The organism is Thermoleophilum album (assembly GCF_900108055.1).
GTDB lineage: Bacteria > Actinomycetota > Thermoleophilia > Solirubrobacterales > Thermoleophilaceae > Thermoleophilum > Thermoleophilum album.
Genome location: NZ_FNWJ01000002.1, coordinates 513419 through 533392 on the forward strand (window position 1 = coordinate 513419; position 19974 = coordinate 533392).

The 19974-nt window shown below is 67.5% G+C and carries 17 protein-coding genes and 3 rRNA genes; 1 reads left to right on the plus strand and 19 read right to left on the minus strand.

Features of this window, described 5'->3' with window-relative positions; genetic code table 11:
- Position 1 precedes the first annotated feature (1 nt).
- Genes BLW41_RS08570 through BLW41_RS08580 form a run of 3 tightly spaced genes read right to left on the minus strand, consistent with a single transcriptional unit; the run spans position 2 to position 1645 of the window.
- Positions 2 to 304, minus strand: coding sequence for a YggT family protein (locus tag BLW41_RS08570; protein ID WP_093118190.1), 303 nt, complete (start codon positions 302 to 304; stop codon positions 2 to 4).
- Positions 301 to 1068, minus strand: a complete 768-nt coding sequence (proC, locus tag BLW41_RS08575) for a pyrroline-5-carboxylate reductase (RefSeq protein ID WP_093118192.1) — start codon at positions 1066 to 1068, stop codon at positions 301 to 303. Before proC ends, BLW41_RS08570 begins: the two co-directional genes overlap by 4 nt.
- A gap of 43 nt (positions 1069 to 1111) precedes the next feature.
- Entirely contained in the window at positions 1112 to 1645 is a 534-nt protein-coding gene (locus BLW41_RS08580; RefSeq protein ID WP_093118954.1) for a cell division protein SepF, read from the minus strand.
- 79 nt (positions 1646 to 1724) lie between these two features.
- On the opposite strand from BLW41_RS08580, the gene BLW41_RS08585 reads away from it, so the two are divergent.
- Positions 1725 to 2576 carry an alpha/beta fold hydrolase gene (locus BLW41_RS08585; RefSeq protein WP_218138350.1) on the plus strand — a complete coding sequence of 284 codons (852 nt, stop codon included), beginning with the start codon at positions 1725 to 1727 and terminating at the stop codon, positions 2574 to 2576.
- On the opposite strand, the gene BLW41_RS08590 is transcribed toward BLW41_RS08585, so the two are convergent.
- The 16 genes from BLW41_RS08590 to tyrS all read right to left on the minus strand — a co-directional run bounded on the left by BLW41_RS08590 (position 2573) and on the right by tyrS (position 19969).
- Positions 2573 to 3217, minus strand: coding sequence for a YggS family pyridoxal phosphate enzyme (locus tag BLW41_RS08590; RefSeq protein WP_093118194.1), 645 nt, complete (start codon positions 3215 to 3217; stop codon positions 2573 to 2575). The genes BLW41_RS08585 and BLW41_RS08590 overlap by 4 nt on opposite strands.
- 1 nt (position 3218) lies before the next feature.
- Positions 3219 to 3977 carry a purine nucleoside phosphorylase YfiH/LACC1 family protein gene (locus tag BLW41_RS08595; RefSeq protein ID WP_093118196.1) on the minus strand — a complete coding sequence of 253 codons (759 nt, stop codon included), beginning with the start codon at positions 3975 to 3977 and terminating at the stop codon, positions 3219 to 3221.
- Positions 3974 to 5287: a CCA tRNA nucleotidyltransferase gene (locus BLW41_RS08600; RefSeq protein WP_245689069.1), complete on the minus strand. Its 1314-nt coding sequence runs from the start codon at positions 5285 to 5287 to the stop codon at positions 3974 to 3976. The genes BLW41_RS08595 and BLW41_RS08600 overlap by 4 nt, the downstream gene beginning before the upstream one ends.
- A gap of 60 nt (positions 5288 to 5347) precedes the next feature.
- Positions 5348 to 6139: an imidazole glycerol phosphate synthase subunit HisF gene (hisF, locus tag BLW41_RS08605; RefSeq protein WP_093118200.1), complete on the minus strand. Its 792-nt coding sequence runs from the start codon at positions 6137 to 6139 to the stop codon at positions 5348 to 5350.
- A gap of 27 nt (positions 6140 to 6166) precedes the next feature.
- Positions 6167 to 6967, minus strand: coding sequence for a 1-(5-phosphoribosyl)-5-[(5-phosphoribosylamino)methylideneamino]imidazole-4-carboxamide isomerase (hisA, locus tag BLW41_RS08610; RefSeq protein WP_218138351.1), 801 nt, complete (start codon positions 6965 to 6967; stop codon positions 6167 to 6169).
- The gene (hisH, locus tag BLW41_RS08615; RefSeq protein ID WP_093118202.1) at positions 6940 to 7599 is read right to left on the minus strand and encodes an imidazole glycerol phosphate synthase subunit HisH; all 660 of its coding nucleotides are present in this window, start codon (positions 7597 to 7599) and stop codon (positions 6940 to 6942) included. The genes hisA and hisH overlap by 28 nt, the downstream gene beginning before the upstream one ends.
- The gene (hisB, locus tag BLW41_RS08620) at positions 7596 to 8213 is read right to left on the minus strand and encodes an imidazoleglycerol-phosphate dehydratase HisB (RefSeq protein WP_093118203.1); all 618 of its coding nucleotides are present in this window, start codon (positions 8211 to 8213) and stop codon (positions 7596 to 7598) included. The genes hisH and hisB overlap by 4 nt, the downstream gene beginning before the upstream one ends.
- 3 nt (positions 8214 to 8216) lie before the next feature.
- On the minus strand, positions 8217 to 9536 hold the full coding sequence (gene hisD, locus BLW41_RS08625; RefSeq protein ID WP_093118205.1) for a histidinol dehydrogenase: 1320 nt from the start codon (positions 9534 to 9536) through the stop codon (positions 8217 to 8219).
- Positions 9533 to 10180: an ATP phosphoribosyltransferase gene (gene hisG / locus BLW41_RS08630; RefSeq protein ID WP_218138352.1), complete on the minus strand. Its 648-nt coding sequence runs from the start codon at positions 10178 to 10180 to the stop codon at positions 9533 to 9535. The genes hisD and hisG overlap by 4 nt, the downstream gene beginning before the upstream one ends.
- A gap of 35 nt (positions 10181 to 10215) precedes the next feature.
- Positions 10216 to 11244, minus strand: a complete 1029-nt coding sequence (gene hisZ, locus BLW41_RS08635) for an ATP phosphoribosyltransferase regulatory subunit (RefSeq protein ID WP_093118209.1) — start codon at positions 11242 to 11244, stop codon at positions 10216 to 10218.
- A gap of 46 nt (positions 11245 to 11290) precedes the next feature.
- Positions 11291 to 12628, minus strand: a complete 1338-nt coding sequence (gene murA / locus BLW41_RS08640) for a UDP-N-acetylglucosamine 1-carboxyvinyltransferase (RefSeq protein ID WP_093118211.1) — start codon at positions 12626 to 12628, stop codon at positions 11291 to 11293.
- A gap of 365 nt (positions 12629 to 12993) precedes the next feature.
- Complete coding sequence (locus BLW41_RS08645; protein ID WP_093118213.1) at positions 12994 to 13383, minus strand: hypothetical protein; 390 nt, start codon at positions 13381 to 13383, stop codon at positions 12994 to 12996.
- A 105-nt stretch (positions 13384 to 13488) separates the two neighbouring features.
- Positions 13489 to 13605: ribosomal RNA gene (gene rrf / locus BLW41_RS08650) — 5S ribosomal RNA — on the minus strand.
- Positions 13606 to 13668: 63 nt separating this feature from the next.
- A 23S ribosomal RNA gene (locus BLW41_RS08655) occupies positions 13669 to 16673 on the minus strand.
- Between the two features lie 239 nt (positions 16674 to 16912).
- Positions 16913 to 18472 (minus strand): 16S ribosomal RNA (locus tag BLW41_RS08660).
- The 16S, 23S and 5S rRNA genes sit together here, the layout of an rRNA operon.
- A gap of 225 nt (positions 18473 to 18697) precedes the next feature.
- Positions 18698 to 19969 (minus strand): tyrosine--tRNA ligase, encoded by a 1272-nt coding sequence (gene tyrS / locus BLW41_RS08665; RefSeq protein ID WP_245689057.1) that lies wholly within the window; start codon positions 19967 to 19969, stop codon positions 18698 to 18700.
- Positions 19970 to 19974 lie beyond the last annotated feature (5 nt).

The following is a 19974-nucleotide window of genomic DNA, read 5'->3' on the forward strand; positions in this document are numbered from 1 at the left end:
GCTAACCGCGCACGATCGCGACCAGCAGGTTGCCGACGAAGATCAGCACGATCGTCGCGACCATCGGGCTCAGGTCGAGGCCAGCCGGACCGAGTCGCAGCATCGGCACAAGCCGACGGAACAGCGCCAGGTACGGCTCGGTCACGTCGTACACGAACTGCACGACCGCCCGCAGCAGCCTGTTGTAGGGCAAGCGAGGCACCCAGGACAGCAGCACGCGCACGAAGATCAAGAGGACGTACAGGTAGAGCAGCGTCTCGAGGTAGCGCGCAACATCGAAACGCGTTAGCGCGACCTCGATCATCGGCTCTCCACCCCCACTCCCGCGGCCCGCGCAAGCGCTGCGGCGACCGCCTCCTGCAAGCCGAGGCGGTCAAGCTCGGCCAAACCCCGCTCGGTCGCGCCACCAGGAGTCGCTACCTGCCGCTCTAGCTCGGTTGGCGTGAGGCCGGTCTGCTCGAGGTACGCGACAGTGCCGCCCGCCGTCGCCATCGCCAGCTCGCGGGCCAGCTCCGGCGCGAGTCCGAGCCGCGCGCCGGCCCTCGCCAACTCGTCGAGGAACCGCGCCACGAAAGCGGGGCCGCAGCTAGCCAGCGCCATCAGCGCGTCGAGCTGCTGCTCTTCGATCTCCACCACTCGCCCAGCCCGGGCCAGCAGGGCGAGGAGCTGTTGCGCGGGCCCCTCCTCAGCGCGTGGTCCTGGAACGTATGCGATTACACCCCGGCCGACGGCCACTGGAAGGTTCGGCATCAGTCGGTAGAGGGCGGTCGGCGGACCAATCGCCTGTTCGAGCCGATCGAGCGGCGTCATCGCTAGCACCGACGCGACGGCGCGGGCGACGCCGCGCAGCTCCGGCGCCACGGCCTCCAGCTGCGCCGGCTTGCAGCACAGAAAGACCAGCTCCGCGCGTTCCGCTAGCTCGCGATTGGACGCGCAAACCTCGCCCCCAAGCTGCGCGACCAGCGCCTCGGCGCGCTCGCGCTGGGGATCATGCACGAGCAGTGGTTGGCCGAGCCCGCGCGCCAGCGCGCTCGCCATGTTGCCCGCACCGATCAGGCCGATCCGCATTGCGCCGAAGCCTAACCGTGCGAGCGCTTCTCGCCCGCGTGCCCTAGGACTGGTTGAAGAAACCCTTCTCGACGAGGCGCGCGCGCTCCTCAGCCGAGACCTCGACGTTGCGGGGTGTGAGGAGGAAGACCTTGTCAGCGATCCGCTGCATGCCCCCGTCGAGGGCGTACGTCAATCCGGAGGCGAAGTCGATCAGCCGCTTCGACAGGTCGGTGTCGGTCTGCTGCAGGTTGAGGATCACCGGAATTTCGTTCTTGAACTGATCGGCGATCTCCTGCGCGTCGTTGAAGCTCTTGGGAATCACAAGGTGCACTTGCAGCTCCGGTCCGCTGCGTCCGTTCGCAGCCACCGGACGCAATGAGCGCGCTCGCCCGCGCGGCGGTTCGTCGGCGAAGATGTCGTCGAATTCGTCGCGCGGGCGACGTCGGCTGAGTCGCCGAACGTTCGGACGTTCTCGGTAGCGCTCCTCGAGCAGTTCCTCCGGCTCGTGATCGGGAACGGGCTCGTAGCGTGGGTCCTCCTCTTCGGCGAGGCCGAAGAAGATGAGCGCCCGGTGCCAGGTGTCTCGGAGCGGCATGTCCCCGTCGGTTTCGTGCGGTCGCGCCGGATTCCTGCAAAGCTCAGCAGCCAGCGTGAGCAACCCCAAAAGTAGCGCAGTGGAAACCGCGATGCCGCTTGTCGTCGAGCGCGCAACAGCGCTCGGGCGCCAGGTCCTGCGGGGTGAGGTGGCGGGCGCGGGCCGCCTGATCGTCGGACTGCACGGACTGACCGCCACCAGACGCAACGTTTTCCATGGCTCGCGACTACTGGAGCGCGCGGGGGCGCGGGTCGTGCTTTACGACGCCCGCGGCCACGGCGCGTCGGATCCGGCTCCCCGCCGTGACGCTTACACCTACGACGAGTTGGTAGACGACCTGGAGGCGCTGCTTGAGCAGCTTGCCGACCCCACACCCGCGGTGCTCGTCGGCGTCTCGATGGGCGCGGCGACCGCGGCGGCGCTGGCCTTGCGCGGCGATGCGCGACTCGCCGCCCTCGTCTTGGTAACACCGCCGCCGCTCGCCGCGGGCGCGCCGCGGGCGGTCGACTTCGAGGCCGTTGCTGATGCGCTGGCGGCTGGTGAGCTGCGGCTAGCGGCCGAGCGTGCGCTCCCGCAAGGTCTCGATCCGCGCTGGCGGCAGGTGGCGCTGGCGGCAATCTGGCAGCGACTGTCGCGCCACCGTCATCCGCATGCCGTTGCCGACGCACTGCGCGTGGTGCCGCGTTCGCGGCCGCCGTTCGATGAGGAACGGTTGCGAAGTATCGAGCTGCCGGTTTTGGTGGTCGGCTCGCGTGACGAGGCCGATCCCCTGCATCCGCTCGCCGAAGCCGAGCTATGGGCGTCGACGATCCCGGGGGCGCAGCTGCTCGTGGAGGAGCCAGGGCGCTCGCCCCTCGCCTGGCAGGGTGCGCAGCTCTCGCGGGCGATTTGCGATTTCCTGCGGGCGCGGGGGCTCTTGCCGGCGAGTTAGGCGAGCAGCGTGCTGCCGAGCCGGATGATCGTCGCCCCCTCCTGCACCGCGACCTCCCAGTCTTGACTCGTGCCCATCGAGAGATGGCGTAAGCGGTGTCGCTCAGCGAGCTCGCGGAGAGCGCGAAACCAGCGGCGGCTCGCCTCCGGGTCGTCGGCCAACGGCGGCATCGTCATCAGGCCACCCACTGGCACTGGGCAGCGCGCAATGAAATCGGCGAGCGCGTCCGGGTCGATTCCGGCCTTGCCCGGCTCACGCGCGACGTTTACCTGCAACAGCACCTCCCGTGCCGGGTGTTTGGCGAGCTCGGCGAGTGCCGACTCGCTCGCCACCGAGTGGATGAGCCGCACGCGGGGGGCGACGATGCGCACTTTTCGACTCTGAAGCACGCCGATGAAATCCCATTCGAAGAGCTCGCCGCAGACCTCTTGTTTGGCGACCAGGTCCTGCGCGCGGTTCTCGCCGACGAGCCGCACCCCCGCCTTCGCCAACAGCGGCATGTCGGCCGCTGCGACGTACTTCGTCGCGGCCAGCACCTGCACGTCGCGCGGGTCGCGTCCGAGCTCGGCGATCCTTTCGCGCACCCACGCCAGGCGTTCGGCGACGCGGGCCGGATCGATCGCGTAGCGGGTCGCGGGCAAGCTAGGCGCCCCCCGCGCGCTTGATAACGACGACCCCCTGGCGGCCCGTCGCGGGCCCGTCGCGGCGGTGCGAGAACCAGCGTTGCGGGTCGCAGGCGGTGCACGCCGCGACCTGCGCGATCCGGCGCACCCCGAGGCTGCGAAGCTGCTGCTCGCAGACCGCGCGCAGGTCCAGGCGGTCGCCGCGCACGGCGCCCTCGTAATCTCGGAACCTGGCCGCCACTTCCGGGCCTACCTGGTAACAGCAAGGCCCGATCGCCGGTCCGATCGCGGCGCTCGGTGGCTGCGTGAAGTGCGTGACCGCGGCGGCGAGCACACCCGCTGCAAGCCCCCGCCAGCCGCAGTGGACGGCGGCCACGAGGCCATCCCCGGCCAAGGCAACGGGCAGGCAGTCGGCGGTCGTCACAAGCAGAGCGTCCCGGGAGCTGGCGGTGAGATGCCCGTCGGCTCGCGGCGCGTCCGCTCGCTCGGTGGGCGCTGCTCCCCGCTGCCAGCACCAGACGTCAGCACCGTGCTCTTGCTGGAGCCAACGTAGCGTGCGGTCACCGGCGCCAATCGCTGCGAGCAAAAGCCGCCGGTTTTCGCGCACGCGTGCTGGATCGTCGGCGGTATTCAGACCGAGGTTGAGCGTCGCGAAGGGGCCTTCGCTGACACCGCCACGGCGGTCGCTGAAGTACGCCACCGCGCCGGGCAGCTCGACGGCGACCGGTTGCGGTTGTGAACGGCCGTCAGCGACCGCGCCGCCCGCAGGTCCGCTCACTCGTCGCCTCCCTCGCCGGGAACCGTTTCGCTCTCGCCACCCATACCGCGCTGGCGTTCGTGCGCCCCGGCCTCCTGGGCCCTGCGCGCAACCTCAAGCGCCAGCCGCAGCTCGTCTTCGCGTCCGCTGATCTCGCCGTCGAGCTTGCGGCGCAGAACCTCGCGCAGCGCCGCTCCGATCGCCGGCGACTCGGGAATGCCGGCGGCGCGCAGATCCTCGCCTCCGATCTCCAGACGTACCGGCCGCAGCCGCTCGACGAAGTCGACGATCGGCCGCTGCGGTGCCCCCAAGGCAAGCGCCACCGCTAGCGCCTCCGGCGGCTCCGGTGCCAGCAGCTCGTAGACCTGCGACGGCCGTAGCTCGCCGATGCCGAGAAGCGTCGCGAGCTGCCGACCGTGCCTTGCCGCGCGCTGCACCGCCTCCCGCTCGGGGGCTCGCAAGCCAAGCTCCTCGAGCCACTCCCGTGCCGCCTCGGGGTCGCGCGCGAGCAAAGCCGCGAGGGCACTGAGCCGCCGGCTGGCCCCGACCACGTCGGCGGCCAACGCGGCGTCCGCGGCGAGCTGCGGGTCGGCCGTAAGCGCGGGGTGCAGCGAGCGGTCGAGGCCGAGCTCGCGCATTCGTCTAAGGGCCCGTGGTATCAGCTCGATCTCCTCGAGGAGCGGCAACAGCTCGTCGCGCACACGCGGTCCGGAGACAAGCCGCAAGACCGAACGCGCGGCCGCCTCGCGGGCGAGACGCTCGGTTTCCGGCTCGAGCGCGAAGCCAAGTCGTGATTCGTAGCGCAGGGCACGCAAAAGCCGGGTCGGGTCGTCGATGAAGCTCTGGTCGTGCAGCACCCGGATCAGGCCGCGGCGCAGATCTTCGAGCCCGCCAAAAGGGTCGTGCAGGTGACCGAGCTCGTCCCCCCGGAGCGCGACCGCCATCGCGTTGATCGTGAAGTCTCGGCGCCTGAGATCCTCCGCTAGTGAAGCAGGCTCTACTTCAGGCAGCGCACCCGGGCGCGGGTAGCGTTCGCGTCTAGTGGTCGCGAGGTCGACGGTGAGGTCACCAGCGCGGACCGTCGCGGTCCCGAAGCGGTCGTGCTGGACGACGTCGCCCCCCAGTCGGCGCGCAAGCTCGCGCGCCACGGCGCGCGCGTCGCCCTCCACGGCGAGGTCGAGGTCGAGCGCTTCGGAGCCGAGCAGCAGGTCGCGCACGGCTCCACCGACCAGGTACGTGGGCGGCAAACCCGCGAGTTCCGCCAACAAGCGCTCCATCCCCGGGATCCGCCGCACGCGCTCGCGCAGATCCTCTGTCGAGACGCGCCGCACTTCCAAGCGGTCAAGGGTAACCGCGCGAGCGCCCGGGTCCGGTTACGGAAGGCGGACCGGTTACGGAAGGCGGACCGGCACGCCCCGTTCGGCGAGGTAACGCTTGGCCTCGCCGATCGTGTGCCTTCCGTAGTGGAAGATCGAAGCGCAGAGCACGGCGTCGGCGTGTCCCTCGACGATCGCCTCGACGAGGTGCTCGAGCGCGCCCGCACCCCCGGAGGCGATCACCGGCACTTCAACTGCGTCCGCGACTGCGCGCGTCAACGCAAGGTCGTAGCCATCTTCGGTGCCGTCGCGGTCCATCGAGGTGAGAAGGATCTCGCCGGCGCCGCGCTCGACACCCTCGCGCGCCCATTCGACGGCATCTCTGCCGGTAGCTCGCCGCCCCCCTTCAACCACCACTTCCCATCCGCTGGCCCCGGGCGCAGACGCTTCCCGCTGCTGGTCGCTCCGCCGGCGCGCGTCGATCGCCAGCACTACGCACTGCGATCCGAAGACGGCAGCTAGCTCGTCGATCAACTGGGGACGGGTGACCGCCGCGGTGTTCACCGACACCTTGTCGGCGCCCGCGTCCAGCACTGCTTGAGCGTCCTCGACGCTGCGCACACCACCGCCGATCGTGAACGGGATGAACAACTGGTCGGCACAACGGCGCGCCAGCTCGGCGGCCGTGCGCCGCCGCTCGTGGCTGGCGCTGATGTCGAGGAAAACCAGCTCGTCGGCCCCCTCCTGCTCGTAGCGAGCAGCCAGCTCCACGGCGTCGCCGGCATCGCGCAGATCGACGAAGCCGACGCCTTTGACCACCCGCCCACGGTCGACGTCTAGGCAGGGAATGACGCGCTTGAGCACCACGCTGCCCGCGAGCTTACGCGGGCCCGGTTAAGCCGCGCCGGTACCCGGGAAGTGGGCGAGCCGGAAACGCCGCGGGCGGCGTTCTTCAAGCGCCGCCTGCGCCTCCGCAACCGTAAAGCGCGATTCGTAAAGGGCCTTCCCGCAGATCACGCCGACGAGGTTCACGAGTCGCAGGTCGCGTAGCGCCTCGAGGTGCTCGATGCTGCCGATGCCGCCCGAGTAAAGAAAGCGCCCGCGGATCGCGCGCGCTACGCGTTCGACCTCTTGCAGGTCCGGACCCTCGAGCGTGCCGTCACGGTCGGCGTTGGTGTACACGAAGCGCATCGCACCGAGATCCTGCAGGCGGGCGATCGCTTCCACGGGATCGAGCTCCGTCTGTTCCTCCCAGCCAGCTACCGACACGCGACCGCCGCGGACGTCGACCGCGACCACGACCCGCGGGTCCCAGCGGTCGAGGGCACGACGCAGAAAGTCGGGGTTGCGCAGGGCGGAGGTTCCAAGGACGACCCTGGTCGCGCCCGCTGCCAGCGCCGCTTCGATCGCTGCTTCACTGCGCAGACCCCCGCCGAACTGGATCGGTACGTCTACGTGGGTGGCGATCCGGCGCAGCTGCTCGAGGTTTCTCGGCTCGCCGGCGCGCGCTCCGTCGAGGTCGACGATGTGGAGGAAGCGCGCTCCGGCGTCTACGAAGGAGCGCGCGGCCTCCAGCGGATCGGCGTGGTAAACGGTCTCCTGCTGAAAGTCGCCGCGCAGCAGCCGCACGGCGCGCCCAGCGCGCACGTCGATCGCCGGGATGAAGATCACGCGGCCTCCTGCCGCTCGGCGCACAGCTGCACGAAGTTGGCGAGCACGCGCAACCCCGCCGGCCCTGACTTCTCTGGATGAAACTGCACGCCGGATAAATTGCCACGCTCGACGGCGCTCACGAAGTCCTCACCGTACCGGGCGACGCCGACGATGTCTTCGCGGCGTCGCGGTCGCGCCGCGAAGGAGTGCACGTGGTAGAAAGCGCAGCGCTCGGGCAAGCCCTCCAGTAGCCAGCAGTCTCGCCGACGCTCGACGAAGTTCCAGCCGATGTGCGGCACTTTGAGCCCCGGAGCGCGCAACGGTTCGACCGAGCCGGGCAAGAGGCCAAGCCCTTCCCCACCACCTAGCTCCTGGGAGCGCTCGAACAGCAGTTGCATGCCCAGGCAGATGCCGAGCAGCGGCACGCCCGATTCGCCAGCCTCGCGCAGTGGTCGCTCGAGGCCGCGCGCGCGTAGCTCCTCGGCAGCGCGCGGGAAGGCGCCGACGCCTGGGAGGACGACACCAAGCGCGCGCTCAACGACTGCCGGATCGCCGCTTACGACCGGCGTCGCACCGACGTGCTCGAGCGCCTTCTCGACGGAACGTAGGTTGCCCATCCCGTAGTCGACGACGACCACCGTGGGCCGCCGAGCACCACCAGGGCCGGCGCTCATCGCGGGGACTCGGCCTCGCGCAGCGAACCTTTGGTGGAAGGTATGCCGCGCTCGCGCGCATCGCTGGCGCACGCTCTCCGGAGCGCCAGACCGAAGGCCTTGAACAGGGCTTCGACCATGTGATGGGTGTTTTCGCCCCGCTCCACGCCGGCGTGGACGGTGAGGCCAGCGCTGTTCGCCACCGCCCGCAGGAACTCGGCGCACAGTTCGACCTCGAAGTCGGCTACCTGCGTCCGTGGGAAGCGCGCGTGGAGTGCCGCGTAGGGGCGTCCGGAGATGTCGATCGCGCACCAGGCGAGGGCGTCGTCCATGGGCACCCTCGCCTCCCCGAAACGGGCGATACCGGCGCGCTCCCCGAGCGCCCTATCGAGCGCTCGGCCGAGCGCGAGACCGGTGTCCTCGACAGTGTGGTGGGGTCCTGTTTGGAGGTCACCGGCGACCTCCACCTCAAGGTCCAGCTTCCCGTGCTTAGCGAGGGCGTCAAGGAGATGGTCGAAAAAGCCAACGCCGGTGCGCCTCCGCCCGGCACCCGTGCCGTCAAGATCGAGCACGAGGCGCACCTCTGTCTCGCGCGTCCGCCGCTCGACGGCTGCCCGTCGCTCGCTCAACGCCATCGGTCAACCTCCTTCGCCGCTGCTTGCGGTGGTCGGCGAGGCGGCCCGCCGCACCTCGATCGAGTGCGCGTGCGCGCGGAGCCCCTCCTCGCGAGCGATCGTGACAGCGGCCGCTGCGAGCTCGTCGAGCGCCTCATCGGGTATCCACACGTGCGCCACCCGGCGCAGAAATGCGGCGGCGGAAAGCGCGCCCTGGAAGCGTGCGGCCCCGCCGGTCGGCAGCACGTGGTTGGAGCCCGCGACGTAGTCGCCGAACGCAGCCCCGCTGTTACGGCCAACGAACACGCAGCCGGCGTTACGCACGCGTCCGCGGAGCGCTTCGCAAGCCGTTCCCACCAGCTGCAGGTGTTCGGGCGCGATTTGCTCGCAGAGTGCAAGGCCGCGCTCAAGGTCGCTCACCGGACCCAACAGCAGCGGCGTGTCAGCGGCGATCCCGAGCCGCGCAGCGAGCGCGTTGGCCGCTTCGGCCACCTCTTCGAGCCAGGACCAGGACGGTGACACCGCTACCGCGAGCCCACCGGGACCGTGTTCGATCTGCGCCAGTAGGTCAGCCGCAGCGAGCTCGGGATCGGCGTCTTCGCTGGCAAGCACGACCAGTTCGCTGGGACCTTGCAGACCGTCGATCCCGACCTGGCCGAAGACCTGCCGCTTGGCCTCTTGGACCCAGCGGTTGCCAGGACCCGCGACGAAGTCGACGGGGCGCAGCGACTCGGTGCCGAAGGCGAGCGCGGCAATCGCCTGCGCGCCACCGATCCGCCAAACCTCGTGCACGCCGAGCAGCGCGCAGGCGGCGAGCGTTGCTCGCGCCGGCTGACCATCGCTAGCGGGGGGTACGCATACGACAAGCTCCTCGACACCGGCCGCGCGCGCCGCCGCTACCTCCATCACCACCGTCGAGGGGTAGGCGGCGCGACCGCCGGGGACGTACAGTCCGGCACGCGCCACCGGCAGCTCCCGCACCTCTACCACCTGGCCTTGCGGTAAGGAGATGATGCGTGGCTCGCGCGGAGCGCTGGGAGCTGCCACCACCTGAACGTTGCGGGCCGCTAGCTGCAAAGCCTCGAGCAGCTCACGCGGACACTCAGCAAGCGCCCGCTCGAGCTCCTCTTTAGGCACCGTGAAGCCGCCGATGGGGATATCGACGCCGTCGAGCTCGCGGACCAACTCCACCAGCGCGCGATCGCCGTCGCGTCTTACTCGCTCGATGATCGTGCGCACCTGGCGCTCCACCTGATCGCCGACAGCGAGCGGCTGGCGCAGCGCCCGCCCGTCGGGATCGGTGGGAAGCCACTTGGTCGCGAGTTTTCCGTGCTGCTCGGTCACCTTCGATCGTCCCTGGCGATAGAGCCAGCCAGCACGCTCCGGGCGCGCGCCACGAACTCGTCGACCGCGGCCGCTTTGAGCTTGTGAGCGACCGGGTTCGCGATCAGCCGCGCCGTCGAGACGGTGATCTCTTCGACGATCTCGAGCCCGTTCTCGGCGAGCGTGCGGCCAGTTGCTGTGAGGTCGACGATACCGTCGACGAGGCCGCAGAGCGGCGCGATCTCGACCGACCCTTTCACCTCGACGACCTCCACGTGGCGGCCGGTGCGCGCGAAGTAGGCACGGGTGGTGCGCGGGTATTTGGTCGCCACGCGCACACGACCGAGGCGGCGCAGCGCCTCCCCCATCGCGTCGCTGCCAGCCGGCGCCGCGACGACCATCCGGCAACGCCCGTAGCCGAGGTCAAGGAGCTCGTAGACGTCGCGCTCGCTCTGCTCGATCAACACGTCTTTGCCGGTTATGCCGAAGTCGGCAGCGCCGTGCTCGACGTAGGTGGGGACGTCGCTCGGGCGCATGGTCACGATCCCAAGTTCCGGAAACAAGAGTCGGCGTTCGTTCTCCCTGATCGGCCGCGTGTCGTAGCCGAGCCGGTCCAGCAAGTCGAGGGTCTCTGCGAACAGCGCGCCACGCGGAACCGCGAGCACCAGTGCGTGAGTAGGTGGCGCTGAGGCTGGCGCGTTCACGGCAGCGGTCCCTGAGCCGAGAATTGTCTGTCGGCTGCTCCACGAGTCCCGCCCCGCGGCGTTCCACCTACTTCGCGGGCGGCTCCGGTCCAGCCCTCTTCGGCAGCCTGCGCAACGTGCACGCGCTGGACGTCGAGGGCCACGCCGCAGCCGCTTAGCTGACGTCCGAAGCGGGACACGAGCTCGTCGTAGCGGCCGCCGCCACCTAGCGCGAACCCGACTGCCGGGTCGTAGATCTCGAACACGATCCCTGTGTAGTAGGCGAACTCGCGACGCAGACCGAGGTCCAGGATCACGCGCTCCGCGTCACCGCTGGCGGCGAGCAGCTCGTGCAGGCGGGCGAGCCGCCGCACCGATTCCGGTACGAGTTCCGCTATGGGCGCCAGCACCTCCGGTCCGCCGCGGGCGTTAGCGGCCCGCACCAGCAGCTCCCCTGCGTCTCGGTCGGGGATACCGCCGGCGAGTCGCTCGACGGCCACGAGGTCGCGTCGTCGGAGCGCGTCCAGCACGCGCTTGCGCAGCTCGTCATCGATGCCGAGTGTGCGCAGCAGGGAGGGCATCAAGGTGGCGTCACCGACGCCCACCCGATGCCTTTCGAGGCCGGCGCAGCGGAGCGCAGCGAGGGTCAGCGCGATCACTTCGGCTTCGCCCTCTGGGGCATCGAGACCGAGCAGCTCGATTCCTGCTTGCAGGAACTCGTGGGGGTGATCGGCACGCACCGGCCCGGCTCGGTAGGCGTGCGCGAAGTAGCAGAGCCTGAGCGGCGGCGTTTGGCCGGCCAGGCGGGTGGCTGCCAGGCGCGCGATCGGGATCGTCATGTCGGACCGCAGCGCGAGCACCCGGCCGTGCTCGTCGAACAGCTTGTAGGAGGCCCCCGCGGCATGGGGGTCACCGGCCCGCAACACTTCCTCGAATTCGAGCGCCGGCGTCCACACTTCGCCGTAGCCGGCCTCGACGAACGTGCGGCGGAGCGCGTCCGAGAGCGCACGAAGCTCGCCCATCTCGTCCGGTAGGACGTCACGCATCCCTGCCGGGAGGCGCTGAGCGAGGTCCCGTACCGAGTCCAACTAGCTACAGGGAGGTCAGGTCGGCGCCACGACGTGCGCCGGTCGTCAGCGGCTCCTCCGGACGCCCCACGCGCTCGATGCGCGCGCCGAGCGAGCGCAGCCGTTCGTCGATGCGCTCGTAGCCGCGGTCGATCTGGCGGATGTTGCCGATCTCGGAGGTTCCGTCTGCGCAGAGGGCGGCGATCAGCAGTGCCATTCCGGCTCTGATGTCCGGGCTTTCGAGCCGCTCGCCGTGCAGTTTGCTGGGGCCGCTCACGACCGCTCGGTGCGGGTCGCAGACGATCACCCGGGCGCCCATGCTCACCAACTTGTCCACGAAGAAGAGGCGGTTCTCGAACATCTTCTCGTGGATCAGGATCAGCCCGTCGGCTTGCGTCGCCATCGCCAGCGCAATCGACGTGAGATCGGCGGGAAAAGCCGGCCAAGGCCCGTCCTCGATCTTGGCGATCGCGTTGCCGTCGTCGTCCTTGACGCGCAGTCGTTGGTTCGGGGGCACGACGACGTCGCGGCCGTCGAACTCGATCCGGCAGCCGAGGCGCTCGAAGGCGATGCGCACCATGCGCAGATCCTCGGGCACAGTGTCCTTGATCCGCAGCTCGCCGCCGGTGCAAGCGGCCAGCGCGATGAAACTGCCGATCTCGATGTGATCGGGGCCGATCGTGTAGTCAGCGCCCCCGAGTTCGCGGCACCCCTCGACGATCAGCCGGTTCGACCCGATGCCTTCGACTCTGGCCCCCATCTGGATCAAGAGACGTGCCAGGTCCTGCACGTGTGGTTCGGCGGCGGCGTTGTGGATGACGGTGGTGCCCGGGGTAAGAGCGGCCGCCATCAGGGCGTTCTCGGTCGCCATTACCGACGGCTCGTCCATGAAGAAGTCGCAAGGACGCAAACCGCCCTCCGCGGCGAGCTCGTAGAAACGGCCGCTGGCGACGCGAGCACCAAGCGCCCGGAAGGCATCGAGGTGCGGGTCGAGCCGGCGCCGACCGATCACGTCGCCGCCCGGCGGAGGCATGACCGCTCTTCCGTAGCGGGCGAGCAGCGGCCCGGCGAGCAGGAAGGATGCGCGGATCTCCCGCGCAAGCTCCGGATCGACGCGCGTCTCGCGGATCTCTCGGGCATGAACGGTGACCTCGTTAGCTCCGATCCATTCGACCGACGCCCCGAGCTGCTCGAGCAGCCTCACCATGGCGTCCACGTCGCGGATCCGCGGCACGTTGCGCAGGGTGACGGGCTCCTCGGTGAGGAGCGCGGCAGCTAGTGCGGGTAAGGCAGCGTTCTTGTTGCCGGCCGGTCTTACGGTTCCCGAGAGCGGTACGCCGCCCTCGATAACGAACTTCTCCATGCGCGCCCTTGCGGTCGATGGACGGAGATCGCGGGGCGCCGCAAGCGTAGCGGAGCTCACATCGCCCTCTTCGCCAACGCCTGACGGCCTCCTCTCGCGCTCGCCGCTCGCGCGCCTGGTGTTGTGCGTGTCGGCACGCCGGCGCGCCGCCGGTCGCTTCCGTCCGCTGGCGGAGCTACGTTGCGAACAGATGTTCGGCCTAAGTCGACGTACGCGCGACGGCTCCAGCCCGGCGGCCGAGCCCGCTCACCCGCGCCGCCGACGAGCCCGTTCACTGGGCAGCTCGCCCTGGCTGTTGCTCGATCGCTTGGTACGCCTCTCGACGCTCGAGGCCTACGCGCTCGAGCTCTCTGGAAGCGGCGTTCTCACGACGGCAGCAATTCCGCCGTCCACTCCCCAGCCCGGCGCGAGACGCGGATGCGCACTTCCTCGCCGCCGGGCGCCGTTGCTTTGAACTGGGCCTCGTCTGCGAGTTTGCCGGGACGATCGGTGAGCTCCAAGAGCTCGAGCGCTGCATCGGCTAGCTCGGGACGGTCCTTGCGAAGCGCCGCGCGCGCCGCCCGCTCAAGCGCCTCTCGTGCCCAGGTCGGGTCGGCCGCGACCGCCGCCGCCAACTTTGCGTCGACCTCCCGCAGGTGCGTCATCAAGCTGCCGGCACTCGCGGCTGCCCGCCGACGGGCCGCAACCATCCCGCCCAGCAGTGCCAGCGCGACGACGATCAGAAAGATCAATGCGACTATCTCGATTGCCCCCATCGTTCGTGAAGAAGATACCACAGCCACTTGCTCACGCCGAAATAGGTACTTGCTCACGCAGAAATAGGTGAGCCCGACGCCAGTAGCGTCGGGCTCACTAAGAGAAACCGGCGGCGACCTACTCTCCCAGGGGCCTGCGCCCCAAGTACCATCGGCGCTGAGGGGCTTAACTTCTCTGTTCGGAATGGGAAGAGGTGTTTCCCCCTCGCTATAGCCACCGGAAGCTTTCAAAACTGCTTCCCAACGACCCTTGAAAACCGCACAGTCGGCGCGACGCGAAGAAAACCCGTCAAGCCCTCGGGCAATTAGTACCGGTCAGCTGAACGCGTTACCGCGCTTACACCGCCGGCCTATCACCTGGTGTTCTCCCAGGGCCCTTACTCCCTCGAGGGGATGGGAGAGCTCATCTTGGGGTGGGCTTCCCGCTTAGATGCTTTCAGCGGTTATCCCATCCGGACGTGGCTAACCTGCGGTGCCCCTGGCGGGACAACAGGTACACCAGAGGTCCGTTCATCCCGGTCCTCTCGTACTAGGGACGACTCCCCTCAGCTCTCCAACGCCCGCGGCGGATAGGGACCGAACTGTCTCACGACGTTCTGAACCCAGCTCGCGTGCCGCTTTAATGGGCGAACAGCCCAACCCTTGGGACCGACTTCAGCCCCAGGATGCGACGAGCCGACATCGAGGTGCCAAACCGGGCCGTCGATGTGGACTCTTGGGCCCGATAAGCCTGTTATCCCCGGAGTACCTTTTATCCGTTGAGCGACGGCGCTTCCACTTGCAACCGCCGGATCACTAAGGCCTGCTTTCGCACCTGCTCGACTTGTCAGTCTCGCAGTCAAGCCCCCTTGATGCCTTTGCACTCAACGCACGATTTCCGACCGTGCTGAGGGGACCTTTGCGCGCCTCCGTTACGCTTTAGGAGGCGACCGCCCCAGTCAAACTACCCACCTGACACTGTCCCTCGCCCGGATTCACGGGACGAGGTTAGAAGCCCAGGACACCGAGGGTGGTATCTCAAGGGCGGCTCCACGAGGGCCGAAGCCCTCGCTTCACAGCCTCCCACCTATCCTGAGCACGATGCCCCAGACTCCAATATCAGGCTGTAGTAAAGGTTCACGGGGTCTTTCCGTCCAGCCGCGGGTACTCGGCATCTTCACCGAGACTGCGATTTCACCGAGCCCCTCGTTGAGACAGCGCCCAGGTCGTTACGCCATTCGTGCAGGTCGGAACTTACCCGACAAGGAATTTCGCTACCTTAGGACGGTTATAGTTACCGCCGCCGTTTACCGGGGCTTAGCTTCGGAGCTTCGCCGCCCGAAGGCGGCTAACCCCTCCGCGTAACCTTCCGGCACCGGGCAGGCGTCAGCCCCTATACGTCGTCTTTCGACTTAGCAGAGACCTGTGTTTTTGATAAACAGTCGCCTGGGCCTATTCACTGCGGCCCCCTCGGGCTCGGGTCGCGAGGACCGTCACCCTAACGGGGCGCCCCTTCTCCCGAAGTTACGGGGCCAATTTGCCGAGTTCCTTAACGAGGGTTAGCTCGCTCACCTCGGTATTCTCTACCTGTCCACCTGTGTCGGTTTTGGTACGGGCACGTGGGTCCTGCCTAGAGGTTTTTCTCGGAGGCATGGCGTCCGGGGCTCGCCGGCCCGTAGGCCAGCTGGCATCGCGCCTCCCATCATCACGCTCCCGGATTTGCCTGAGAGCGCTAGGTACACGCTTACCCCTGGTCAACCGTCGCCAGGGTCCCCATAGCCTTCCTCGTCACCCCATCGGTCATCGCGGACCCGACGTGGTACGGGAATATCAACCCGTTGCCCATCGGCTACGCCTTTCGGCCTCGCCTTAGGTCCCGACTAACCCTGAGCCGACGAACGTTGCTCAGGAAACCTTGGACAATCGGTGGAAGGGATTCTCACCCTTCTTTCGTTACTCACGCCGGCATTCTCACTTCCCGAGCCTCCACGGCTGGCTTTCGCCGCCGCTTCACCGGCTCGGGAACGCTCGCCTACCGCCCGCAACGCCGAGGCGTTACGGACCCGCAGCTTCGGTGGATAGCTTGAGCCCCGTTGAATTTTCCGCGCCCGAGCACTTGACCAGTGAGCTGTTACGCACTCTTTAAAGGATGGCTGCCTCTAAGCCAACCTCCTGGTTGTCTGAGCGCTCGGACATCGTTTCCCACTTAGCTATCACTTTGGGACCTTAGCTGGCGGTCTGGGTTGTTTCCCTCTCGTCCAGGAAGTTTATCCCTCCTGGGCTGACTCCCCGGGTACGCCTGCTGGTCTTCGGAGTTTGCCTGACGTCGGTAACCTGGTAGGGCCCCTAGGCCAAGCAGTGCTCTACGGCCAGCAGGTATTAACCGGAGGCTATACCTAAATATATTTCGGCGAGAACCAGATATCTCCGAGCTTGATTAGCCTTTCACTCCTACCCACAGGTCATCCGCGCAGTTTTCAACCTACGTCGGTTCGGCCCTCCACGGGGTCTTACCCCCGCTTCAGCCTGCCCATGGGTAGATCGCCCGGTTTCGGGTCTATCGCCACCGACTGAACGCCCTATTCGGACTCGCTTTCGCTACGGCTCCGCTCATCGCTTAGCCTTGCCGGTGACGATAACTCGCCGGCTCGTTATGCAAAAAGCACGCCGTCACGCCGCACAGCGACGCTCCGACCGCTTGTAGGCGCACGGTTTCAGGTTCTATTTCACTCCCCTTCCGGGGTTCTTTTCACCTTTCCCTCACGGTACTAGTGCGCTATCGGTCGCCAGGGAGTACTTAGCCTTGGAGGGTGGTCCCCCCAGATTCGAACCGGGTTTCACGGGCCCGGTCCTACTCGGGAGCGATCCACGGAAGAGCTACACCTTTCGCCTACGGGACTCTTACCCTCTGTGGTGCCCCGTTCCAGGGGTCTTCGGCTAGATGCAGCTTTTGTAACTTCCGCCGGGCGGGGCACCGCCCGGAAGGACCGTCCCACGACCCCCGGCAGGCAACGCGTGCCCGCTTACACCTACCGGGTTTAGGCTGATCCCCTTTCGCTCGCCACTACTCGGGGAGTCTCGGTTGATTTCCTTTCCTCGGGCTACTGAGATGTTTCAGTTCGCCCGCTTGCCCTCTCGCTCCTATGTATTCAGAGCGAGATGACGCCGTATTACCGGCGTCGGGTTGCCCCATTCGGGAATCCACGGATCACAGCCTGTGCAGCGGCTCCCCGTGGCTTATCGCAGCCGTCCACGCCCTTCCTCGGCTCCTGGCGCCAAGGCATCCACCGTGCGCCCTTACTATCTTGACGGTGAGTTAACGGTCACCAATACGGTGACCGCTCGCGTCTGGTGGCACGCACGAGAACCGATTTGCACCGGTGCTCATCGCGTGCTTGCCGACTGTGCAGTTTTCAAGGGCCGCAACCGGCCGCGCGTCGTTGCGGGCCCGGTCCCTGAAAACTCGGCAGCGTGCCGCGACCCGGCCGACTCTCGGGAGTAAGTCGTTGGGAAAGAAGGTTCTCTCCCAACTCCCGTGGCTTCTCCCTAGAAAGGAGGTGATCCAGCCGCACCTTCCGGTACGGCTACCTTGTTACGACTTCACCCCAGTCACGAGCCCCACCTTCGACGGCTCCCTCCCCTTGCGGGGTTGGGTCACCGGCTTCGGGTGTTGCCCGCTCCCGTGGTGTGACGGGCGGTGTGTACAAGGCCCGGGAACGTATTCACCGCGGCGTTGCTGATCCGCGATTACTAGCGACTCCGCCTTCATGGGGGCGAGTTGCAGCCCCCAATCCGAACCTAGACCGGCTTTTAGGGATTCGCTCCCCCTTGCGGGTTCGCAGCCCGTTGTACCGGCCACTGTAGCACGTGTGTAGCCCTGGGCATAAGGGGCATGATGACTTGACGTCATCCCCACCTTCCTCCGGTTTGTCACCGGCAGTCCCCCATGAGTCACCGGCAGGCACGTAGCCTCCGCTGGCAACATGGGGCAGGGGTTGCGCTCGTTGCGGGACTTAACCCAACATCTCACGACACGAGCTGACGACAGCCATGCACCACCTGTGCAGGTGCCCCGAAGGGAGACCAGGTTTCCCTGGCTGTCACCTGCATGTCAAGCCCAGGTAAGGTTCTTCGCGTTGCGTCGAATTAAACCACATGCTCCGCCGCTTGTGCGGGCCCCCGTCAATTCCTTTGAGTTTTAGCCTTGCGGCCGTACTCCCCAGGCGGGGCACTTAATGCGTTAGCTTCGGCACGGAGGGAGTCGGCTACCCCCCACACCTAGTGCCCATCGTTTACGGCGTGGACTACCAGGGTATCTAATCCTGTTCGCTCCCCACGCTTTCGCGCCTCAGCGTCAGTACCGTCCCAGCGGGCTGCCTTCGCCATCGGTGTTCCTCCCGATATCTGCGCATTTCACCGCTACACCGGGAATTCCACCCGCCTCTTCCGGACTCTAGCCCGACAGTATCCGCCGGCCTCCCGGGGTTGAGCCCCGGGCTTTCACAGCGGACTTACCGGGCCGCCTACGCGCGCTTTACGCCCAATGATTCCGGGCAACGCTCGCCCCCTACGTATTACCGCGGCTGCTGGCACGTAGTTAGCCGGGGCTTCTTCTGGAGGTACCGTCACCCGGGACCGCTATTCACGGACCGGGCTTCGTCCCTCCTGAAAGGGGTTTACGACCCGAAGGCCTTCTTCCCCCACGCGGCGTCGCTGGGTCACGCTTTCGCGCATTGCCCAAGATTCCCCACTGCTGCCTCCCGTAGGAGTCTGGGCCGTGTCTCAGTCCCAGTGTGGCTGGCCATCCTCTCAGACCAGCTACCCATCGTCGCCTTGGTGAGCCGTTACCTCACCAACTAGCTAATGGGCCGCGGGCCCATCCCGAAGCGGAAGCCGAAGCTACCTTTCCACCGCCTGCCGCAGCAGACGGAGCACATCCGGTATTAGCCCGAGTTTCCTCGGGTTATCCCGGTCTTCGGGGTAGGTCACCCACGTGTTACTCACCCGTTCGCGGCTTTGCCCCAGGCCGAAGCCTGGTTCGTCGCTCCACTTGCATGTGTTAGGCACGCCGCCAGCGTTCGCCCTGAGCCAGGATCAAACTCTCCACGAAAGACTGGTGTGGACCAATGGTCCACAAGTCTCGTGAAGCCTCGGCCGGGTGGCTCCCACGGCCGATCTTTGAGTGTGTCTGGCTCCCTGCACGGACGATGCCGTGCACGGAGTACGGGCCGCACGCGGAAGGTCGCCCTTCCGCGCTGCACGCTGCCGAGTTTTCAAGGACCGCTCCCGCCCAGGCCAATCACCCAGCCTGTGGCCGGTTTCCGGACGCCGGAGTCTAGCACCGTGCTCGCCGGTCGCCACGCCCCGCACTGGCTGGGCCAACGAGCGCGATGCGCCGGAAGCGACGCTTACCGAGCCGGACTACAGCGCCGTCGAGCTCCTCCACCGAAACGTCCTGGATCTCGGGCGGCAGGCGCCGTCCGTCGACCGAAACCGCGCCCTGTGCCAAAAGCCGGCGAGCCTCCGACCGCGAGATGCCGAACGCCTCGCTGAGGACCGTGGCAACTGGCACCCGTGCGGCGTCTACGGCCACCACCGCGGTCTCGACGTCATCGGGCGCCTCGCGCTGAACGTGTATTCGATCGAACCGTCGCTCGGCTGCTAGCGCCGCCTCCGGACCCCAAAACTGGCTCACGATCGTGCGCGCCAGCGCACGCTTCGCCGCCACGGGCGTGAGCGCGGGATCGGCCTCGCCGTCGAGCAACAGGCGATAGTAGACGGGCATTACAGCGTCGGGAATCCGCATCAACTTCCCGAACATCTGCTCCGGCGGATCGTTGACGGCGATGTGGTTTCCCAGGGACTTGGACATCTTCTGCACGCCGTCGATGCCCGGAAGAATCGGCATCGTGAGGATCGACTGGGGACGCTGCCCGTAAGCACTCTGCACTTCGCGGGCGAACAGGAGGTTGAAGGTCTGGTCGGTACCACCGACCTCGACGTCGGCGCGCACCGCAACCGAGTCGTAACCCTGCAGCAAGGGATAAAGGAGCTCGAGCACGGAGATCGGCTCTCCGCTCTCGTAGCGGCGGCGAAAGTCGTCGCGGTCGAGCAGCTGCGCGACGGTGGCGCGCGCGGCCAGCGTAAAGAAGTCGGTCATCGGCATGTCGAGCCAGCTGCTGTTACGCACCACTTCGGTGCGCTCGCGGTCCAGCACCTTGAACGCCTGCTCCTGGTAGGTCGCTGCGTTCTGTTCGATCTCCCGAGGATCGAGCGCTGGTCGCGTGCGCGAACGCCCGGATGGATCGCCGACTCGTGCCGTGAAGTCGCCGATGATCAGGACCACCAGGTGCCCGAGCTGCTGAAACTCGTGAAGCTTGCGAAGCACCACGACGTGCCCGAGGTGGATATCCGGCGCCGTCGGATCGACACCGAGCTTGACGCGCAGCGGCCGCCCGGCAGCGAGCTGATGCTCTAGTTCGCCCTCCGGGAGTGCCTGCGCCACGTTGCGCAGAAGCCAACGCGCCTGAGCGGCGGGATCTGCACTAAGGATCGGCAGCGCCCCCGCGCTCGCGCGGCGCGCGGAGTCATGCTCCTGGTAGGTCACCCGGG

Coding starts and splice junctions, on each gene's coding strand:
- BLW41_RS08570 (WP_093118190.1), bottom strand. CDS start 304: ATGATCGAGGTCGCGCTAACGCGTTTCGATGTTGCGCGCTACCTCGAG.
- proC (WP_093118192.1), bottom strand. CDS start 1,068: ATGCGGATCGGCCTGATCGGTGCGGGCAACATGGCGAGCGCGCTGGCG.
- BLW41_RS08580 (WP_093118954.1), bottom strand. CDS start 1,645: ATGCCGCTCCGAGACACCTGGCACCGGGCGCTCATCTTCTTCGGCCTC.
- hisH (WP_093118202.1), bottom strand. CDS start 7,599: ATGAGCGCCGGCCCTGGTGGTGCTCGGCGGCCCACGGTGGTCGTCGTC.
- hisB (WP_093118203.1), bottom strand. CDS start 8,213: ATGGCGTTGAGCGAGCGACGGGCAGCCGTCGAGCGGCGGACGCGCGAG.
- hisZ (WP_093118209.1), bottom strand. CDS start 11,244: ATGCGTGACGTCCTACCGGACGAGATGGGCGAGCTTCGTGCGCTCTCG.
- murA (WP_093118211.1), bottom strand. CDS start 12,628: ATGGAGAAGTTCGTTATCGAGGGCGGCGTACCGCTCTCGGGAACCGTA.
- BLW41_RS08645 (WP_093118213.1), bottom strand. CDS start 13,383: ATGGGGGCAATCGAGATAGTCGCATTGATCTTTCTGATCGTCGTCGCG.